Origin of the sequence: Coprobacillus sp. AF33-1AC, assembly GCF_003475785.1 — a bacterium.
Lineage (GTDB): Bacteria > Bacillota_I > Bacilli_A > Erysipelotrichales > Coprobacillaceae > Faecalibacillus.
The window spans coordinates 1-19,371 of record NZ_QRQB01000034.1 but is presented as its reverse complement, the minus strand read 5'-3'; the positions used below and the strand labels follow the sequence as shown (position 1 = coordinate 19,371).

The window sequence follows — 19,371 nt, the reverse complement described above, 5'->3', positions numbered from 1 at the left end:
ATATTTTATAGCGATTTTCATAAAAGCACTCGATTATTTAAAGCGCCGATTTTTTTACTTATGATAAAGTTTACTAGCTTCAAATTTAGCTTCACATGTAAATTGAATTTTTAGTTTTCTTAATACTTCGTTATCAACATCAGATAAAATGACTGATGAATGAGCTTGAGCATATTCTAATTCGTGAATAACTGCTAGAGCTTTTTTTGCATTTTCACTGTGAGTTGCAGAAATAGAGAGGGCAAGTAAGACCTCATCAGTATGTAAACGAGGATTTTTATTCTTTAAAATATCAGTTTTTAATTTTGAAACAGGTTCAATGACTTCTGGAGCGATTAATAAAACATCATCATCAATACCCGCTAAATATTTCAATGAATTAAGTAAAGCTGCTGATGCACAACCTAATAAATCTGTTGTTTTACCAGTGATGATTTTACCATCGTTCAATTCAAAAGCAAATCCTGGTTCTTGGGTTTCTTGTTCAATTTGAAGTGCAGGGGCTACACAATGACGATCACTTGTTTTTAAATCAAGGGAAGTCATGATTGATTCGATTTTACTAATAGCACTTTGTTGAACACGTCCACGTTTATAATCTAACTTGGCTTGATAATAACGACGAATGATTTCATCACAACTTGCTTGTTTTGCTACTTCATCATCAATAATGCATTTTCCTGCCATATTAACACCCATGTCAGTAGGTGATTTGTAAGGGCAAGTTCCCATAATTTTTTTGAATGTCGCTTCTAATACCGGAAAGATTTCTACATCTCGGTTGTAGTTAACAGTTGTTTCTTGATAAGCTTCCAAATGGAATGGATCAATCATATTAATATCATTTAAGTCTGCAGTAGCTGCTTCATAAGCTAAATTTACAGGATGCTTTAAAGGAATATTCCAAATAGGGAAAGTTTCAAATTTAGCATACCCTGCTTTTACACCACGAACATATTCATGATAAAGTTGAGAAAGACATGTAGCCATTTTTCCACTACCTGGACCAGGAGCAGTAATGACGACTAATGGTTTAGTTGTTTCAATATAATCATTTTGACCAAATCCTTCTTTACTTACAATTTTTTCAATATCATGAGGATACCCATTAATAGGATAATGTTTAAAAACTTTAATATTAAGTTTTTCAAGTTTTTCTATAAATAATTTAGCTGATGGTTGGTTTTCATAACGCGTAATCGTTACACTTCCTACATATAAACCAACACTATGATAAGCATCAATTAATCTTAATACTTCTTCATCGTAAGTAATTCCTAAGTCACCACGCATTTTATTTTTTTCAATATCGTTGGCATTAATAACGATGACTATTTCTGCATCTTGTTTTAACTCTAATAACATCTTTAATTTGCTATCGGGTTGAAAACCTGGTAAAACTCTTGAAGCATGATGATCATCAAAAAGTTTACCACCAAACTCTAAATAAAGTTTGTTATCAAATTGTTTAATTCTTTCTTTAATGTGTTTTGATTGTAATTCTACATATTTTTCATTACTAAAAGCTAATTTTCTCATATTATTATTCTCCCAAACATTATTATAGTGAAATGTTCAAAAATGAAAACAAAATAATAATTATTTCTCATTATTGAATAAACTAGCTTAATTTGATAAAATAAATCCAATAATAAGGGGGATATATCATGAATTTAAAAAATAGAAGTTTTCTAACATTAAAGGACTTTTCTCAAGAAGAAATTCGTTATCTTTTAGATTTAGCCCATCAATTAAAAAAGGATAAAAAGGAAGGAACAATAAAAAAACATTTAGAAGGAAAGAATGTTGTTTTATTATTTGAAAAAACGTCAACAAGAACACGTTGTTCATTTGAAGTTGCTGCTTTAGATGAAGGTGGTCATGTGACTTATTTAAGTAATTCACAAATGGGGAAAAAAGAATCCATTGAAGATACTGCAAAAGTATTAGGCAGAATGTATGATGGTATTGAATTTAGAGGTTTTAAACAAGAAACAGTTGAAGATTTAGCTAAATATTCAGGTGTGCCAGTATGGAATGGTTTAACTGATGTTGATCATCCAACCCAAACATTAGCCGATTTCCTTACTATTGAAGAACATTTAAACAAACCATTAAATGAAATTAAATTTGTTTTTACTGGTGATATTCGTAATAATGTTTGTTATGGTTTAATGTATGGTGCTGTTAAAATGGGAATGCATTTTGTATGTTTAGGTCCTAAAGATTTACATATTGATGATGAAGTTCTTCAATATTGCCAAGAAGAAGCTAAAAAGTCTGGTGGAAAGATTGAAGTATTAGATAATGTAGATGAAGCAGTAAAAGATGCCGATGTCATCTATACTGATATTTGGGTAAGTATGGGTGAAGATGAAAGTTTATATAAACCTAGAGTAGAAATGTTATCATCATATAAAGTAACTCAAGAAATGATGAAAAAGACAGGAAATGAACATACTTTATTTATGCATTGTTTACCATCATTCCATGATTTTAATACAACATTAGCAAAAGAAAAATATGATCAAGGTATTGATATTCGTGAAGTTGAAGATGAAGTATTTAAATCTAAAAATTCTGTTGTTTTTGATGAAGCAGAAAATAGAATGCATACGATTAAAGCTGTTATGGTAGCAACAATTGGAAAAGACGCCTAGGCGTCTTTTTTGTTTTAAATAAAGGTGTTTAATTTATATTATTGGCTATTTATGGTATGATAATATGGGTGATGTAAAATGAGTGGCAAGACATATGTTTTATCAGATATTCATGGTCATTTCCAATTATTTAAAAAAATGTTAAAGAAAATTAATTTTAGTGAAAATGATCAATTATATATATTAGGTGACATTTTTGATCGTGGTCCTGAAAGTTTAGATATTTATTTTTATATTTCACATTTTGATAATATAACTTTACTTAAAGGAAATCATGAATATATGATGCAAGAAGCATTGAAATTAGCGATAGAAAATAATGATTTTGATTTTCCTAGTTGTCAGTTTAACTTATGGGAACAAAATGGTGGAGATACAACAATCAAGAATATTCGAGATTATTTACATAAAAAATGTTTATCACATTTAGATTATACAATTGTTAGAAATGTCTTTTTACGTCAAATATATGATTATATTAAAAGCTTGCCTTTACTTTTACAAATTCGTGTGAATCATAAAGATTATGTTTTAGTTCATGCTGGTGTAGATCCTGAAAAAGGATTAAATGAACAAGAAGAGGAAACTATATTATGGATTCGCGATTATTTTTATTTGAGTCCTTGTGATTTAAATAAGACATATATATTTGGACATACACCGGTATGTTTTATTAATCGTAATCAAAGTTATGATATCTGGTTTGATGATGAATATCATAATAAAATAGGTATTGATGGTGGTTTAGCATGTGGACAATTAGGACAATTAAATTGTTTGTGTTTAGACACAATGGAATCATATGTGATTAAAAAGAAAGGAAACGAAGTATGAGAGGGGCATTTTATAGTTTAATTAATTTTATCAATACTGCAGATATTAATGACGTATATGCCGATGCAGCAAGAAAAATATTAGAAAATATCATGCTTATTCCTGGATGTACTATTACCGATGTAGCTGAAATGTGCTATGTTTCTACTGCTACAATTAGCCGTTTGTGTCGTAAACTGAACTATCAAAGCTTTGCTGATTTTAAAATGGATGTAACAATGAATTTAAACTATTTTAATCGTGATGCACTAAGATTACAATTTGATCATCAATTACCAACTCAAGTGAAAGATGAATCCAAAACAATGAAAGAATTGTTTGAAGATCATTTTGAAAATATTATTGCAAATTTAAGATCAACTTATCAACAAGTCTCATTTGAACAACTTGAAGAAATCGTAGACCGTATGCATAAAGCTAATGAAATTTGCTTTGCCGGGAATTTTTTTACTCAATCCGTAGCGATGCAATTAGAAATAGAATTAACATATTCTGGGAAAAGATGTACCGGTATGTATCCTCTTGCCAGTCAAATAGAGATTGCAAAAAGATTAACTGAAAATGATGTCATTATTGTTTCTAGTATTGCTGGTGGATTTATGGTTGATCATCCTGATGTGATGCGTGAAATAGCAAAGAGTAAAGCCTATAAAATATGTATTACTCAACTAGAAGACTTTATTTATCGTGATTATGTGGATATGTTAGTCAAAGTAGGGACGGATCATTATTCACTTATTGGTAAGTTTTCTATTACTTATATTTTTGAAGTATTAGAGGCGATGTACCATTTAAAATACGGAGGAAAATAGAATGAAAATAATAAAAAAATTATCATTGTTTTTTATTCTTGGAGTCATTTTAATTCTTTTATTCTTCATTGTTGCGGTTTGGATGTATCCACCGGTACCCTCATAAAAAAAGACGATTCAAACGAATCGTCTTTTAATATTGTGATAAATACTGGTTATTTAATTCAATTACTTTTTTCATTGCTTCTTGACCACAGGCACCAATTGTATTACGTTTGTTGACACATGTGTTGACATCGATAGCTTGATAAATATCTTGATCAAAGACATCAGAAATATTTTTAAATTCTTCTAATGTTAAATCATCTAAAGCTTTATTTTGACTAATAGCGTATAAAACAAGTTGACCAATAATACCATGAGCATCTCTAAATGGAACACCTTTACCAACAAGATAATCAGCAGCATCTGTAGCATTAGTGAAGCCACCAGTAGCTGAAGCTTTCATCTTATCTTTATTAAATGAAGTTGTTTTTAACATATCACTTAATAATTGGAGACATCCCTTAGTTGTTGTTAAAGCATCAAAGAACATTTCTTTATCTTCTTGCATATCTTTATTATAAGCTAATGGTAAACCTTTCATTGTTGTGAGTAATCCCATTAAAGCACCATAAACACGACCAGTTTTACCTCTAATTAATTCACAAATATCTGGATTTTTCTTTTGTGGCATAATAGAAGAACCGGTAGAAAAAGTATCATCTAATTCAATGAATTGATATTCATTCGTATTCCAAATAATCATTTCTTCTGATAAACGAGACATATGCATCATCATTGTAGACATCGCACTTAATAATTCAATAAGATAATCACGATCACTTACACCATCTATACTATTTAAACAAGGTCCATCAAACCCTAGTAAAGAAGCAGTATATTCACGATCTAATGGATAAGTGGTACCAGCAAGGGCTCCTGAACCTAAAGGACAAATATTCATACGTTGATAAATATCATCTAGACGAGTTGCATCACGTTTAAACATTTCAAAATAGGCACCCATATGATGTGCTAAAGTAATAGGTTGTGCTTTTTGAAGATGTGTAAAACCTGGCATAATTGTATCAATATGTTCTTTCATGATATCATTAATCGTTTTTAGTAAATCAATGATAAGGGTATGCATCATTTGAATTTGATCACGAGTATAAAGACGCATATCTAAAGCTACTTGATCATTACGACTTCTTCCAGTATGTAATTTTTTTCCTGTATCGCCAATTCGTGAAATAAGTGTAGATTCAACAAAACTATGAATATCTTCACAACTTTCATCAATAGCAAGACGACCTTGTTCTATTTCTTGATAAATGCTTTGTAAAGCATTTTCAATATCTTTTCCTTCTTGTTCGGTTAATATTTGTTGTTTTGTTAGCATTTTAACATGGGCAATACTTCCTTTAATATCTTGTAAAGCAAAGGTTTGATCAAATTTAATAGAAGCATTGAAATCATAAACTAATTGGTTTGTTGGCTTTGTAAAACGACCACCCCATAAATTCATTGTTTTTCCTCCTTTAAAATAAAAGGGCTAAAGCCCTTTTTTATTTTTTACCATTTAATTTCATTGCACGAACTTTTGTAGAAAGACCATATAAAGTAATGAATCCTTCAGCATCATGATGATCATATAAATCACCAGTAGCAAATGAAGCAATATCTTCATCATATAATGAATAAGGAGATGTTGTACCTTCTTTGATAATATTACCTTTATATAATCTCATTTTTGTTGTACCTGAAACAACTTCTTGTGTTTTAGAAACAAAAGCAGATAATGCTTCTCTAAGTGGTGAGAACCATTTAGCAGCATAAACTAATTCAGCAAATTCTACAGAAACTAAACGTTTATATTTTAATGTTTCACGATCAAGAACAAGTTCTTCTAATTGACGGTGTGCTTCCATTAAAATAGTTCCCCCAGGTGTTTCATAAACACCACGTGATTTCATTCCTACAACACGGTTTTCTACGATATCGATAATACCAATACCATTTTTACCACCTAATTCATTTAATTCTTCAAGAATAGCAGTTTGTGACATTTTTTTACCATTTAATGCTACTGGAACACCTTTTTCCCATTCAATTTCAATATGAGTATCCTCATCAGGTGCTTTTTCAGGAGCATTTGATAATACTAATAAATGATCAAAATTAGGAGCTAAACTTGGTTTTTCAAGTTCTAACCCTTCATGAGAAATATGCCAAATGTTACGATCACGAGAATAGCTTGTATCAGCAGAGAATGGTAAATGAATACCATGTGCTTTACAATATTCGATTTCAGATTCACGAGAATCCATTGTCCATTTTGGATCACGCCAAGCAGCAATGATTTTTAAATCTGGAGCTAAAGCTTTAATACCAAGTTCAAAACGAATTTGGTCATTTCCTTTACCTGTTGCACCATGACAAATAGCTGTTGCGCCTTCTTTTCTAGCAACATCAACTAAGATCTTAGCAATTAATGGACGAGCAGTTGCTGTACCTAATAAATATTTATATTCAAAAACAGCATCAGCCTGAACAGTAGGCATAATATAGTTTTCTACATATTCATCAACAACGTTTTCAATATATAATTTAGAAGCACCACATGATTTAGCACGTTCTTCAAGACCTTCTAATTCTTCTTTTTGACCTACATCAATACAACAACAAATAACTTCATAATCATAGTTTTCTTTTAACCATGGGATGATAGCAGTTGTGTCTAATCCCCCAGAGTATGCAAGAATGACTTTTTCTTTCATATTAATCTCCCTTCAACTTGTTATTAAATTATAATTATCATAAACTAACATTTAAATTAATGCAATGATTTATCGAAATAATTAATAATTTATTATTATTCTAAATAAAATTATATTATTTTGGGTAATGCTATTTTATTCATATAATTTAAAAATAAATTATACAAAATTCTATTATTTTAGTTTGACAAATAGAATTTAAGTAATATAATAATACCAAACTCAATGAATAAAAGAGTAGTCTTAATGATGATTTAAGCGAGCTAGTGTTGGTGGAAGATTAGTAATCTTAGTTAGGATGAAGCGCATTTAGGAGAGGAAAGTGGGAAATAAGTATCACTTTCGGGTAATCGCCCTTAACGATGAAAGAGATCATAAGGTCAACTTATGATAAATAGAGTGGTAACGCGGTCAATCGTCTCTTGTTAAGAGACGATTTTTTTATTTAGAAGAATGGGGGATAAAATATGATAAGAGTAGGTATTGTTGGATCAACAGGATATGGGGGATGTGAATTAGTTCGTTTTTTATTAACTCATCCAGAAGCAAAAATACAATGGGTATCTTCTAGAACATATAGTGATGAAGAATACAGTTCAGTTTATGCAAGTTATTTTCAATTAGTCGACCAAAAATGTATTGATGAAAATATTGAAGATTATTTAGATGATGTTGATGTTATCTTTTTTGCTACACCTCAAGGTGTTTGTGCAAAAATGGTTAATGAAACAGTTTTAAGCAAAGTGAAAGTTATTGATTTATCGGCAGATTTTAGAATTAAAGATGTTGATACATATGAAAAATGGTATGGAATTAAACATGCTTCACCACAATTTATCAAAGAAGCAGTTTATGGGTTATGTGAAATTAATCGTGAACAAATTAAAAATACACGTTTATTAGCTAATCCAGGATGTTATCCTACTTGTTCTATTTTATCAGTTTATCCTTTAGCTAAAGCAGGACTTATTGACATGGATACATTAATCATTGACGCTAAAAGTGGAGTCAGTGGAGCAGGTAGAGGAGCTAAGGTTGCTAATTTATACTGTGAAGTCAATGAAAGTATGAAAGCTTATGGTGTAGCAACACATCGTCATACACCTGAAATAGAAGAACAATTAGGTTATGCATCTCATCAAGATGTATTACTCAATTTTACACCTCATCTTATTCCAATGAATAGAGGTATTTGTATTACTGCTTATGCTAAGTTAAAAGAAGGAGTAACAAGTCAACAGGTAGCCAAGGCTTATCAAATTTATGATGATGAATATTTTGTAAGAGTACTAAAACCAGGAAAGGTACCTGAGGTAAGAAGTGTAAAAGCAAGTAATTTTGTTGATGTTAATTATAAAATTGATGAACGTACACATCGTGTTATTATGATGGGAACAATGGATAATTTAGTAAAAGGTGCAGCCGGACAAGCTATTCAAAATATGAATTTAATGTTTGGCTTAGATGAAAAAACAGGACTTATGCTTGCACCTGCTATTTTATAAGGAGGATAAAGATGAAAGTTATTGATAATGGAACGGTGACTTCTCCTAAAGGGTTTTTAGGGGCAGGACAACATGTAGGAATAAAGAAAAGAAAAAAAGATCTTGCTTTAATAGTCAGTGAAGTAGAAGCAGATGCAGTAGGGACATTTACTACAAACATGGTTAAAGCAGCACCTGTATTATGGGATAAAAAAATTGTAGAAGGAACTCAAAAAGTAAAAGCAATTGCGATTAATAGTGGTATTGCTAATGCATGTACTGGAAAATTAGGTGAAGAAAATAATGAAGCGTTTGCTAAAATTGTAGGTGATGCTTTTGGTGTGAGTCATGAAAAGATTTTAATTTGTTCTACTGGAGTTATTGGTCAACAACTTCCTTTAGAACCTATTGAAAAAGGAATAGATTCAACTAAAGCTTTACTTTCTTCATCTAATGAAGCAGGGATTGAAGTAGCAACTTCTATTATGACAACTGATACAAAACCTAAACATATTGCTGTTGAAATTGATATTGATGGAACTACAGTTACATTAGGGGCATGTTGTAAAGGTTCAGGAATGATTCATCCTAATATGGCTACAATGTTAGGATTTATTACAACTGATTTAAATATATCTAAAGAGTTATTAAATAAGGCTTTGAAAGAAGTAATCCCTGATACTTTTAATATGGTATCAGTAGATAGAGATACTTCAACAAACGATACAGTATTATTATTGGCTAATGGATTAGCAGGTAATAAAAAAATAGAAACTGAAGATCAAAACTATCAAACATTTAAAGAAGCACTTTATTATGTTAATGAGTATCTAGCAAAATGTATTGCTGGTGATGGTGAAGGTGCTACTAAATTGTTAGAAATCAATGTTAATCATGCTAAAGATATTAAACAAGCTAAAGTCATCGCTAAAAGTGTATGTACTTCACCTTTAGTAAAAACAGCAGTTTATGGTAATGATGCTAACTGGGGTAGACTTTTATGTGCAATGGGATATTCTGGGGAAGAATTTGATCCTTATCAAGTAGATTTATATATTGAAAGTGAATACGGTGAATTAAAGCTTGTTGAAAATGGAATGGCAACGGATTATAGTGAAGAAGTGGCTACAAAAATTCTATCAAGCGAATATGTTAAAGCTAATATTGATATGAAAATTGCTGATGGTAAAGCTACAGCATGGGGATGCGACTTAACATATGATTATGTTAAAATCAATGCTGATTATCGTTCATAGGGGGATTATATGCAAAGTTTTGAAAAAGAAATAAATAAGGCTCAAGTACTTGTAGATGCTTTAGGGTACATCCAAAAATTTACAGGACATGTTGTTGTTATTAAATATGGTGGTAGTGCCATGACTAATGAAGTGATTAAACAAAATGTTTTAAAAGATATCGCTGTTTTAAAATCAGTTGGTATTAAAGTTATTATCGTTCATGGTGGTGGTAAAGACATTAATAAAATGTTACAACGTGTTAATATTCAAAGTGAATTTAAAAATGGTTTAAGAGTTACTGATCAAGCAACATTAGAAGTTGCTGAAATGGTTTTATCGGGTAAAGTCAATAAGGGATTGGTTCAACATTTAGAAAGAATTGGAACTCATGCCGTTGGTTTATCTGGTAAAGATGGAAATATGATTATAGTAGAAAAATCAATGCCTCATGGTGATGATATTGGTTATGTTGGTCATATTACTCATGTCGATCCAACATTAATTAAATTATTATTAGATCAAGATTATACACCGGTTATTTCAACAGTAGGTCTTGATGAAAAATATCATGCTTACAATATTAATGCTGATGATGTGGCAACAGCGATTGCAAGAGCAATGCATGCTAGTAAACTTGTTTTCTTAACAGATATAGAAGGTGTTTTAAAAGATCCAAATAATCCTGAAACATTGATTTCACAAATTGATACCGAAAAAGCAGAACAATTATTTAAAGAGGGTGTCATCACTGGTGGTATGATTCCAAAATTGAAGAATTGTTTAGCGGCTGTACAAAATGATGTAAGTCGAGTACATATTTTAGATGGTCGTTTAGAACACAGTTTATTAATAGAAATATTTACTGCTAATGGGGTAGGAACAATGATAAAAAAATAACAGGTTCATATAGAACCTGTTATTTTTTTAGTGTAATCATGTTAATCTCATTATAAGTAAAAATACGATAATCATGATCTTTTTCAAAACTTAAACCATTTGAAATAATTAAAGTGGATTGTTTTGATTTATGAATCCCACTACGATATAGCGTACCTAAATCTTTATCTTCTAAACCACCAATAAGAGGAAGTTTAATATAACCACCTAAAGTATGTCCAGAAAGTTGAAGCTGGACAGATGATTTGAGTTGTTGAAAATAATCTGGTTGATGGACTAAAGCTAATTTAAAACTATTTTTATTATCATCATTTAATAATGTAGAAATATCACTACTGTTTTCTAAACCAAATAAACTGATGGATTGATCGTTATAATAGATTTTACGATACTCATTATGTAGTACTTCAAATCCTGATTCAGTTAAAATATTGGTACATGTTGTTTTATCAACTTGGTCTTTTTCTCCTAAAACAGCAAATTGACCATAACTACTTTTTATTTTCTTTAGTATTTTAATCACTTCGTCTTGTTTGAATACTTGTCCATCATATAAATCTCCACCAAACAAAACCATATCAGCATTTTTTGTATTTAAATCTTTTATAATTTTTTTTAATCTTTTTAAATCTTTTTCTTGATGAAGATTGATATCGCTTATATAAGCAATGGTAAAATCATTAAAGGTGTTAGGTAATTTTGTACTTTGATAAGTATCATTTTTAAAACGATATTCTGTTTTTGAACCGTGAAGTAGAGTATAAGAACCAAATCCTATTGATATAAATAATATACATATCAATAGGATTTTTCTTAGTTTCTTAAACATTATTTTTTATTCATAATAACTGGAATAATCATTGGATTACGTTTAGTTTTGCGATAAAAGTATGAAGATAAAACTTCACGAGTTGTATTTTTAATTTCCCCAAATGTTGTTTTTCCAGCTAATAACTTATTAAGGGCGTGCCCTACTAAATTTTCTGCTTCACGAATCATAGCAAAACTATCTTTCATATAAACAAAACCACGTGAGATAATAACCGGTCTTGTAAGAAGTTTACCACTATGAGAGTCCATACTAATTAAAATAGATACCATACCATCTTCTGATAATATTTGACGATCTCTTAATACAGCAGTTGATAAACCACTTATATCATTACCATCTACATAGATATCATCAACATGAATTCTTGGACCAAGTCTTGCTTCACCATGATTGAGAAGAATTGTATCACCGTTGCTTAAAACAAATGAGTTTTCAGGTGGTACACCGACTTCTTGTGATAATTGAGCATGTATTTTTAACATACGATATTCTCCATGGACTGGGAAGAAATACTTAGGTTTTGTAAGTAACATCATTAATTTTTGTTCTTCTTGACTAGCATGTCCTGATGTATGTAAGTTATTAAAAGCAGTGTTGACTAAAACTCTAGCACCGGCTCTAAACAAACGATTGACAACAACATTAATACTGTAATCATTACCCGGAATAGGACTTGAAGAGAAGAGAACAGTATCACCCGGTTTGATTTTTACATATTTATGGGTACCATTAGCGATACGGCTTAATGCTGCTAAAGCTTCACCTTGGCTTCCAGTGCATAAAATTAAAATCTCGTTATCTGGTAATTTTTTAGCTTGATCATTTTTGATAAAGAAACGATCAGGAGCTTTAATATAACCAAGTTGACGAGATACTTGGATATTATTTTCCATTGAACGTCCATATACAAGAATCTTACGATTAAACTTAACGGCAGCTTCTACAATTTGTTGTACACGATGTACATTGGAAGCAAATGTTGCAACAATTAAACGACCTTCAGTTTTTCTAAATTGTTCTTGAACGGCATTAGCCACTTTTTTTTCACTCTTACTAAATGTAGGAACTTCAGCATTAGTAGAATCACTTAAAAGTAAAGTCACACCTGTTTCTCCTAAAAAAGAAATCTTTTGATAATCAGCAGGATCTCCTACAGGAGATAAATCAAATTTAAAATCTCCAGTAGAAACAATACGACCATTAGGTGTATTTAAGATAATTCCCACACTTTCAGGAATAGAATGGTTTGTTTTAAAGAAACCAATGTTAAAATAACGTGATTTAATTTGATAATCACCATCTATTTGAATAAGATGAGTTGCTTGCGTTAAACGTTTTTCTTCAAGTTTTCTTCTGATCATAGCACACGCTAGAGGTGTAGCATAAATAAAAGGGATACTGACAACCTGTAGTAAGAAAGGAATACCCCCAATATGATCTTCATGACCATGAGTAATTAATAACCCTTTAATTTTCTTTTCATTACGTTTTAAGTATGTGTAGTCTGGGATAACATAGTCAATACCAGGTAATCCATCTTCTGCAAATTTAACTCCTGCATCAATAATGAACAATTCATTTTCATGTTCTACACAATACATATTTTTTCCGATTTCGTTTAATCCACCTAAAGCAAATATTTTAGTATCTGGTGATTTAGATGATTTATGATGTAATTTTTTTGGATTTTTATGATTATTTTGTTTTTTATGATAGTTGCCATTTTTTTTATTATGATTTGGCTTTTCTTGCATAGTTAACCTCCTTATTATTTCTTTTTCATTATTATAACATACAATGATTCTTATGAATTGATTAAACATCAAGTAACTGTTACATTATAGTCAAATTATTTTATATTAGTCAAATCTTTTTAACTTTTTTTAAAATAAAAAAGATTCCTAAGAATCTTTTAAATCACTTTACATATAGCAACAGCTAAAGCATGTGGTCCTATATGACAAGAAACACTTAATGACAAAGGATCACAAATAATATGCGCATCAGGATATGTTTGTTGAAGTTCTTCTTTAAATTCAAGAGCTGCTTCACGATCATATGTATAAGCTACACATATGTGAACATGATGATAATCATCACCAAAACGTTCTTTAATATCTTTATCGATAGCGTCACTCATAATCTTTTTACCTTTAATCATTGTTCTTGTTTTTGAAAAAGCATCAAGTTTTTCTCCCTGAATTTGTAATACAGGTTTAATTTTTAACATTCCCCCAAGTAGGGCAGCTGCTGGTGTAATACGACCACCTTTTTTTAAATATTCTAGTGTATTGACTGTAATATAGATAGAGGCTTGTAATTTATTGTTTTCTAAGATTGTTTTGATTTCTTTTGCGCTTTTACCTTCATCGGCTAGTCGTTTGGCATCTAAAACATCATATTTTTGTGTAACTGAAATTCTTTGACTGTTAACAACTTCTACTTTACCATCATATTCGCTGGCTAACATAAGTGCTGTTTGACATGAACCACTTAAGCCACTTGACATGGGGATATGCACAATTTCATCATAGTCTTTTAATATTTTGTTCCAAAGTTTACTTACATCACCGACTACTGGTTGAGAAGTAAAGACTTCAGCATTGTTCATCAATTTATCATAAAATTGTTCTTGGGTAAGATTAATATCTTCATAGTATGTCTCACCATCAATAGTAAAAGGCATGGGTAAAACAAAGACACCTAATTGTTTTCCTTCTGCTTGAGTAATTCCTGAATTGCTATCTGTAACAATTGCTACTTTTTTCATATAAAAACCTCCTAGATACATTACACATTAATCTACTGAATATCATAACAGTGTTAACTATAAAATTCAAATATTAAAATAAAAAAGCATTTAACTTGTAAAATAAAAAAGTATAGGCATAATAATAGTTGAGGTGAAAGTATGGAAATAATTAATGAAAGTCAATTTGCTACAACAATTGCAAATGGTGTTGTCTTAGTTGATTTCTTTGCTAATTGGTGTGGACCATGTAAAATGTTAAGTCCAGTTTTGGAAGAATTAGCTGGAGAAATGGAACAAGTGAAATTTGTAAAGGTAGATGTGGACGAATCAGAAAATCTTGCAAGAAAGTATGGAATTCAAGCCATTCCTAATCTTATTATCTTTAAAGATGGTCAAGCAGTAGATCAAATTACAGGTTTTACTGGAAAAGGTGATATTCAAAAGAGATTAGACGCAGTTTTATAATGATGCGTCTTTTTTCTTTGGAGTATTTTTGATAGAATAATATAAAGAAGGGGTGGTAAGCAAATGAAAAAAATGCAACTTACTAAAAATGCTATGTATTGCCTTTGTGTTATTGCATTAGTTGTTGTTATAGCTATTGTTTTTAAGTTTTCTACTAAGGAAACACCAAAACAAACAAAAGTAGTTTCTAAAGAAGTTGTAGATTCAGTAGTTGTAGAAGACGCAACATTAAAAGTTAAATTACTAGATTTTGTAAGTAGTCAAGAGTCTAATGAACATTATCAAGATGTGACTTTAACAGTTGATAAAAACGATAAGATACAAGGATATAAAATATCCAGCAAACAGATATTTCATAAAATTATGCAATTATTACCACCAGATCAAGAAGCACCGTTATTAAATCATAGTAGTGAAAAACCTAGTCATGAAGCTTATGTTCTTATATTAAAAGGAGATATTGTTAAGTATCGTGTAAATGGTAAGGTTAAATATCGAATTAGTAATGGTTATTTAACTTATCAAAAACAAGCACTTGTTGTAGAAAGTGATTATGATAGTGTTTATATTACTTCTATTGATGGCAAAAAGGAAAAAATGGTACGATTGGATGCTTATAAAAAAGCACTTAATGATATTGATAATTATATGACGATGTTACAATGGTAAAAAAGAGAGAAAATACGTTATGTATTTTCTCTCTTTATTCGTTATTAAGACCATCAACAAAGTTTAAATCAAAACCAAACATAATTCCTGTATTCGGTTTGTCGATACCACCAAGTGATTGATCAATTGTTTTTCTAGCTAAAGCAACTTGTTCTTTATTTAAAACGAAAAAGAGTACTTTACTTTCTTCTCTAGGATCTTCTAAGAAAATTCTAAGCGAATCTAAAATGAAGTTTTCATTTTTTTGAAGGGTATTTAACATCCCTTTACTATCAATAATTGTACCCCCTTTAATACCTGCTTTTTGTAAAGCAACGAGTAATTCGTCTAAGCATTCAACTTTATGTAAAACTAAAAATAAAGCTTGCATAATAAAGCATCCCCTTTCTATATAATAATTATAGACGATTTGAGATATCTTTGCATTAAAAAATAGATTATAATCTAGATAGTAGGGAGGGAATGATCATGAAATATATAGTGTTAGATATGGGAAATGTGTGTTGTCGTTGGGATCCAAGATATATTGCAAGTCAGTTAACGGATGATAAAGATGAACAGGATTTTTTAGTTCAATCATTGTTTGGTTCATTTCAATGGAAACAATTAGATAAAGGAGATATTTCTATAAATCAAGCTATTCAACAACTAACAAAACAATATCCACAATATGGATCATTGATAGAATATACTTTTAATCACTGGTATGATTTTTTTGATGTGATTGATGAAATGGAACAATTCATAATTGAATATAAAAATGATTATGATTTTTATTTGTTGTCTAACTGTTCCGTGCAATTTGATAATTATTATCAAAGTAAATCTATTTTCAAATATTTTAAAGACTACTATCTTTCAGCTAAACATCATATGGTAAAACCAGACAAAGCAATCTTTTTAGATTTTCTTAATTATTATCATTTAGAGGGTCATGAGTGTTTATTTGTAGATGATATAGAAGAAAATGTTCAAGGAGCAAAAGCAGCAGGAATGAAAGGATATTGCTTTGATGGTGATGTTAATAAATTAAAGAAATATATGAATATATTAAAAAATGAAAGCAAATGATTTAAATTATCATTTTTCTTTAAAAATACCATACTTTTTGTATTGTATTTATTGACAAATGTGGTTAAAATTTATATCATCTTAATGATTTTATTACAGATATTTTGGGGGATAAAACAATGAGTACAAAAGCTAAAAATAAAGTACAAAAAGAAAACAATTTTAAAGCGTGGTTTAATACTCATAAAAAGTGGTGTTTAACTGGCGGAATTGTTATTTTAGTTTTACTGATTGGGTACTTTGGAGGAAGTGTTTACTATAGTGGTAAATATTTACCAGGTACTTCTATCAATGGAATTGACGTAGGTGGTTTAAATCTTACTAAAGCTAAAGAAAAGGTATCTCAAGGAGTGAAAGATCATCAAATTGTATTAAAATTCAATGATGGGAAAAATGAATCAATTAATAGTAGTCAATTAGGGCTTGGCTATAATGAAAATAATACAATCAATAAAGTCCTTGATAAACAAAGTTCTTTTGGTTGGGTTGGGGCTTTAATGAATTCAAAGGATTATGCAGTTAAAGATGTGATTACAGTTGATGAACAAGCATTAACATCAGGGTTACAATCATTAGAACATATGAAAGCAGAAAATCAAGTTGCACCAACAGATGCTTATGTTCAATACAAAGATGGTAAATTTAGTATCGCTAAAGAAACAGAAGGATCTACTATTCAATTTGATCAATTATTAAATAGCGTAAAGACAGCATTAGCTAATGGTAAAACAACAATCAATGTTAGAAAAGAAAATTGTTATGTCCAACCAGCAGTTAAAGAAGATAATCAAGATTTAAAAAATAAGTTATCAGCAGCTAATGAATATTGTAAATCAGTTATTTCATATAAAACATCATCTGGAAAAGAATTTACATTAGATGGTTCTGTTATGTTAGACTGGTTAACAAAGAAAGATGATGGCACATATGTAAGAGATGACAGTGTTTTTAAAGAAAATGTATTAGCGTTTGTTAAAAAAATGGCTGTTTCTTACAATACAGTTAATCAATCTACTACATTCAAAGGTAGTGATGGTGCGATGCATACTGTTACCGGAGGAACTTATGGAATTCGTGTTATGCCAGCAACAGAAACTGCAGAAGTCATGGAACTCATTAAACAAAATAAAAGTGATGTAAATAGAACCCCAAGAACAACAGGAAAATCTTCATCAGATGAAAATGGTGGATTAGGTAATACTTATGTAGAAGTTAATATTACAAAACAACATATGTGGTTTTATAAAAATGGAAGTTGTATTTTACAATCTGATTTTGTAAGTGGTTTAGAATCTGATCCTAAACGTACAACACCTAATGGAGCATATTATATCTATTTTAAACAAAGAAACCGTGTATTAAGAGGTGAAAAAAATCCTGATGGTACTTGGCCTTATGAAGCACCTGTTAAATACTGGATGGCATTTAATGGTGGAATTGGATTCCATGATTTGCATCGTAGTGCTTATGGTGGAGAAATTTATAAAACAAATGGATCACACGGATGTATTAACTTATCAGAAAGTGTAGCTGCTTCTTTATACGCATCACTTGATGATAATACGCCAGTTATCGTTTATCGATAAAATAAAATAGGAATGATTGATGATCATTCCTATTTTTATGTTTTATACAAAAGAAAAACACCCTAAGGGGTGTTTTAAACATTATTTTACAACAACGTTTTGTGCTTGTGGTCCACGATCTGTATCAGTAATATCGAATTCAACAACTTGACCTTCTTCTAATGTTTTGAATCCATCAGCAACGATTGCTGAGAAATGAACAAAGATATCTTTGTTGTCTTCATCATTTGAAATAAATCCAAATCCTTTTTCTGAATTAAACCATTTTACTTTTCCTGTAGCCATGACTGGTACCTCCTTATTAAATTACAAAAGGAAATACTCTATGTAGAAATCACAAATATGAGATTATTTACATAAAGTAATACAACTTTCTCATATCTGTTATATTTTGAAAATCATATATGCTTTTGCAATCAATATTATATCATTCAAAAAAATGGTTTGTAAATGTTTTCTTTATGTTTTTGGTGGGAAATGATCAAAGAGTAATTTATAGATAAAATGTTATATTCAATACGTTGTTTTGATACAAATGAAATAATTAAACTATTTTTTTAATTTTCTCTTTACAAGTTATATTTTTTCATGTATAGTAATACATGCAGTTGGAACTGGCGGACGTGGCGAAGTGGTTAACGCACCGGATTGTGGCTCCGGCATTCGTGGGTTCGATTCCCATCGTCCGCCCCATTTTGTAAATAACTCTTGAAGATAATTCAAGAGTTTTTTTGTTTTCTTTTGTATAAAAATATTATAAAATAAGACTGCATTACAATTAATGTAAGTTAAAAATAGAAGGAGATTATATGCTTATATTAGTTAAACCGAGATTAGATGAATTGGCCTATCGGCAACATTTATTAGCTGATCCAGCAACGATGGCATTTAATCAAGATGGGATTATTTCTTTTGATTTATCTTTGTGGAATACTTGGTATCAGTTATGGATGAATCATCCTCAATATTATTACGCTTATATTAAAGATACGCAATCACAAAACTATGTTGGTGAAGTATCTTATTATTATGAGGATCAATATCAAGAGTATGTCTTGAATATAATTATTGAGGCTAAGTACCGAAGATTAGGATATGGGAAACAGGCACTTAAAATGTTATGTAAAAAAGCAAAGAAGAATGGTTTAACTTATTTATGTGACGATATTGCTTTAAACAGCCCATATACTCAATTGTTTATCAAACACGGATTTAAAGAAGTGTGGCGTAATCAAGAAGTCATAATGCTAAAGAAAAAATTATAAGGAGACCTACTATGAAAAATCAATAGAAAAAACATAATTTTCTT

The 19,371-nt window shown here is 30.1% G+C and carries 19 protein-coding genes, 1 tRNA gene and 1 other annotated feature; of the genes, 12 read left to right on the top strand and 8 right to left on the bottom strand.

What is annotated here, in order from left to right; genetic code table 11:
- Window positions 1-54: 54 nt before the first annotated feature.
- A complete protein-coding gene (locus DWZ53_RS10330) occupies window positions 55-1,539 on the bottom strand; it encodes a DUF1846 domain-containing protein (protein ID WP_118434090.1) in 1,485 nt (494 codons plus the stop codon).
- A 128-nt stretch (window positions 1,540-1,667) separates the two neighbouring features.
- Here DWZ53_RS10330 and argF point away from each other — a divergent pair, with 128 nt between their 5' ends.
- From argF to DWZ53_RS10315, 3 genes are all read left to right on the top strand, one after another.
- Entirely contained in the window at window positions 1,668-2,660 is a 993-nt protein-coding gene (argF, locus tag DWZ53_RS10325; RefSeq protein ID WP_118434089.1) for an ornithine carbamoyltransferase, read from the top strand.
- 78 nt (window positions 2,661-2,738) lie between these two features.
- Window positions 2,739-3,494 carry a metallophosphoesterase gene (locus DWZ53_RS10320; protein WP_118434088.1) on the top strand — a complete coding sequence of 252 codons (756 nt, stop codon included), beginning with the start codon at window positions 2,739-2,741 and terminating at the stop codon, window positions 3,492-3,494.
- Window positions 3,491-4,306, top strand: coding sequence for a MurR/RpiR family transcriptional regulator (locus DWZ53_RS10315; protein ID WP_118434087.1), 816 nt, complete (start codon window positions 3,491-3,493; stop codon window positions 4,304-4,306). The genes DWZ53_RS10320 and DWZ53_RS10315 overlap by 4 nt, the downstream gene beginning before the upstream one ends.
- 133 nt (window positions 4,307-4,439) lie before the next feature.
- Here DWZ53_RS10315 and argH read toward each other — a convergent pair whose 3' ends face one another.
- Together argH and DWZ53_RS10305 are read right to left on the bottom strand one after the other, a co-directional pair.
- Window positions 4,440-5,816 (bottom strand): argininosuccinate lyase, encoded by a 1,377-nt coding sequence (argH, locus tag DWZ53_RS10310; RefSeq protein ID WP_118434086.1) that lies wholly within the window; start codon window positions 5,814-5,816, stop codon window positions 4,440-4,442.
- A gap of 40 nt (window positions 5,817-5,856) precedes the next feature.
- Window positions 5,857-7,068: an argininosuccinate synthase gene (locus tag DWZ53_RS10305; RefSeq protein WP_118434085.1), complete on the bottom strand. Its 1,212-nt coding sequence runs from the start codon at window positions 7,066-7,068 to the stop codon at window positions 5,857-5,859.
- Between the two features lie 216 nt (window positions 7,069-7,284).
- Window positions 7,285-7,494 (top strand) — a binding site (T-box leader).
- 41 nt (window positions 7,495-7,535) lie between these two features.
- Here DWZ53_RS10305 and argC point away from each other — a divergent pair.
- From argC to argB, 3 genes are read left to right on the top strand one after another with little or no spacing between them, the layout of a single operon-like run.
- Window positions 7,536-8,573, top strand: a complete 1,038-nt coding sequence (gene argC, locus DWZ53_RS10300) for an N-acetyl-gamma-glutamyl-phosphate reductase (protein WP_118434084.1) — start codon at window positions 7,536-7,538, stop codon at window positions 8,571-8,573.
- An 11-nt stretch (window positions 8,574-8,584) separates the two neighbouring features.
- Window positions 8,585-9,808 carry a bifunctional ornithine acetyltransferase/N-acetylglutamate synthase gene (gene argJ, locus DWZ53_RS10295; RefSeq protein WP_118434083.1) on the top strand — a complete coding sequence of 408 codons (1,224 nt, stop codon included), beginning with the start codon at window positions 8,585-8,587 and terminating at the stop codon, window positions 9,806-9,808.
- Between the two features lie 9 nt (window positions 9,809-9,817).
- Window positions 9,818-10,687, top strand: coding sequence for an acetylglutamate kinase (gene argB / locus DWZ53_RS10290; RefSeq protein WP_118434082.1), 870 nt, complete (start codon window positions 9,818-9,820; stop codon window positions 10,685-10,687).
- 19 nt (window positions 10,688-10,706) lie between these two features.
- On the opposite strand, the gene DWZ53_RS10285 is transcribed toward argB, so the two are convergent.
- From DWZ53_RS10285 to DWZ53_RS10275, 3 genes are all read right to left on the bottom strand, one after another.
- Window positions 10,707-11,489, bottom strand: coding sequence for a metallophosphoesterase (locus tag DWZ53_RS10285; protein ID WP_233541886.1), 783 nt, complete (start codon window positions 11,487-11,489; stop codon window positions 10,707-10,709).
- Between the two features lie 26 nt (window positions 11,490-11,515).
- On the bottom strand, window positions 11,516-13,273 hold the full coding sequence (rnjA, locus tag DWZ53_RS10280; protein WP_118434080.1) for a ribonuclease J1: 1,758 nt from the start codon (window positions 13,271-13,273) through the stop codon (window positions 11,516-11,518).
- Window positions 13,274-13,431: 158 nt separating this feature from the next.
- Window positions 13,432-14,289 carry a DegV family protein gene (locus DWZ53_RS10275; protein ID WP_118434079.1) on the bottom strand — a complete coding sequence of 286 codons (858 nt, stop codon included), beginning with the start codon at window positions 14,287-14,289 and terminating at the stop codon, window positions 13,432-13,434.
- Between the two features lie 141 nt (window positions 14,290-14,430).
- On the opposite strand from DWZ53_RS10275, the gene trxA reads away from it, so the two are divergent.
- The gene (gene trxA / locus DWZ53_RS10270; protein WP_118434078.1) at window positions 14,431-14,736 is read left to right on the top strand and encodes a thioredoxin; all 306 of its coding nucleotides are present in this window, start codon (window positions 14,431-14,433) and stop codon (window positions 14,734-14,736) included.
- Between the two features lie 63 nt (window positions 14,737-14,799).
- A complete protein-coding gene (locus DWZ53_RS10265) occupies window positions 14,800-15,405 on the top strand; it encodes a hypothetical protein (protein WP_118434077.1) in 606 nt (201 codons plus the stop codon).
- Between the two features lie 34 nt (window positions 15,406-15,439).
- Here the strand turns inward: DWZ53_RS10265 and DWZ53_RS10260 are convergent, their stop codons facing one another.
- Window positions 15,440-15,775, bottom strand: coding sequence for a hypothetical protein (locus DWZ53_RS10260; protein ID WP_118434076.1), 336 nt, complete (start codon window positions 15,773-15,775; stop codon window positions 15,440-15,442).
- Window positions 15,776-15,873: 98 nt separating this feature from the next.
- On the opposite strand from DWZ53_RS10260, the gene DWZ53_RS10255 reads away from it, so the two are divergent.
- Both DWZ53_RS10255 and DWZ53_RS10250 read left to right on the top strand, forming a co-directional pair.
- Window positions 15,874-16,476, top strand: coding sequence for an HAD-IA family hydrolase (locus DWZ53_RS10255; protein WP_158568248.1), 603 nt, complete (start codon window positions 15,874-15,876; stop codon window positions 16,474-16,476).
- Between the two features lie 119 nt (window positions 16,477-16,595).
- Window positions 16,596-18,062, top strand: a complete 1,467-nt coding sequence (locus tag DWZ53_RS10250) for a L,D-transpeptidase family protein (RefSeq protein ID WP_118434074.1) — start codon at window positions 16,596-16,598, stop codon at window positions 18,060-18,062.
- 81 nt (window positions 18,063-18,143) lie between these two features.
- On the opposite strand, the gene DWZ53_RS10245 is transcribed toward DWZ53_RS10250, so the two are convergent.
- A complete protein-coding gene (locus tag DWZ53_RS10245; RefSeq protein ID WP_118434073.1) occupies window positions 18,144-18,347 on the bottom strand; it encodes a cold-shock protein in 204 nt (67 codons plus the stop codon).
- 332 nt (window positions 18,348-18,679) lie between these two features.
- On the opposite strand from DWZ53_RS10245, the gene DWZ53_RS10240 reads away from it, so the two are divergent.
- Both DWZ53_RS10240 and DWZ53_RS10235 read left to right on the top strand, forming a co-directional pair.
- Window positions 18,680-18,755, top strand: a tRNA-His gene (locus tag DWZ53_RS10240).
- A 116-nt stretch (window positions 18,756-18,871) separates the two neighbouring features.
- Window positions 18,872-19,327: a GNAT family N-acetyltransferase gene (locus tag DWZ53_RS10235; protein WP_118434072.1), complete on the top strand. Its 456-nt coding sequence runs from the start codon at window positions 18,872-18,874 to the stop codon at window positions 19,325-19,327.
- The last annotated feature ends 44 nt before the right edge of the window (window positions 19,328-19,371 follow it).

Bases quoted from the DNA above. Each gene is read 5' to 3' on its own strand.
- DWZ53_RS10330 (WP_118434090.1), bottom strand. From the start codon at position 1,539: ATGAGAAAATTAGCTTTTAGTAATGAAAAATATGTAGAATTACAATCA.
- argF (WP_118434089.1), top strand. From the start codon at position 1,668: ATGAATTTAAAAAATAGAAGTTTTCTAACATTAAAGGACTTTTCTCAA.
- DWZ53_RS10320 (WP_118434088.1), top strand. From the start codon at position 2,739: ATGAGTGGCAAGACATATGTTTTATCAGATATTCATGGTCATTTCCAA.
- DWZ53_RS10315 (WP_118434087.1), top strand. From the start codon at position 3,491: ATGAGAGGGGCATTTTATAGTTTAATTAATTTTATCAATACTGCAGAT.
- argH (WP_118434086.1), bottom strand. From the start codon at position 5,816: ATGAATTTATGGGGTGGTCGTTTTACAAAGCCAACAAACCAATTAGTT.
- DWZ53_RS10305 (WP_118434085.1), bottom strand. From the start codon at position 7,068: ATGAAAGAAAAAGTCATTCTTGCATACTCTGGGGGATTAGACACAACT.
- argC (WP_118434084.1), top strand. From the start codon at position 7,536: ATGATAAGAGTAGGTATTGTTGGATCAACAGGATATGGGGGATGTGAA.
- argJ (WP_118434083.1), top strand. From the start codon at position 8,585: ATGAAAGTTATTGATAATGGAACGGTGACTTCTCCTAAAGGGTTTTTA.
- argB (WP_118434082.1), top strand. From the start codon at position 9,818: ATGCAAAGTTTTGAAAAAGAAATAAATAAGGCTCAAGTACTTGTAGAT.
- rnjA (WP_118434080.1), bottom strand. From the start codon at position 13,273: ATGCAAGAAAAGCCAAATCATAATAAAAAAAATGGCAACTATCATAAA.
- DWZ53_RS10275 (WP_118434079.1), bottom strand. From the start codon at position 14,289: ATGAAAAAAGTAGCAATTGTTACAGATAGCAATTCAGGAATTACTCAA.
- trxA (WP_118434078.1), top strand. From the start codon at position 14,431: ATGGAAATAATTAATGAAAGTCAATTTGCTACAACAATTGCAAATGGT.
- DWZ53_RS10265 (WP_118434077.1), top strand. From the start codon at position 14,800: ATGAAAAAAATGCAACTTACTAAAAATGCTATGTATTGCCTTTGTGTT.
- DWZ53_RS10260 (WP_118434076.1), bottom strand. From the start codon at position 15,775: ATGCAAGCTTTATTTTTAGTTTTACATAAAGTTGAATGCTTAGACGAA.
- DWZ53_RS10255 (WP_158568248.1), top strand. From the start codon at position 15,874: ATGAAATATATAGTGTTAGATATGGGAAATGTGTGTTGTCGTTGGGAT.
- DWZ53_RS10250 (WP_118434074.1), top strand. From the start codon at position 16,596: ATGAGTACAAAAGCTAAAAATAAAGTACAAAAAGAAAACAATTTTAAA.
- DWZ53_RS10245 (WP_118434073.1), bottom strand. From the start codon at position 18,347: ATGGCTACAGGAAAAGTAAAATGGTTTAATTCAGAAAAAGGATTTGGA.
- DWZ53_RS10235 (WP_118434072.1), top strand. From the start codon at position 18,872: ATGCTTATATTAGTTAAACCGAGATTAGATGAATTGGCCTATCGGCAA.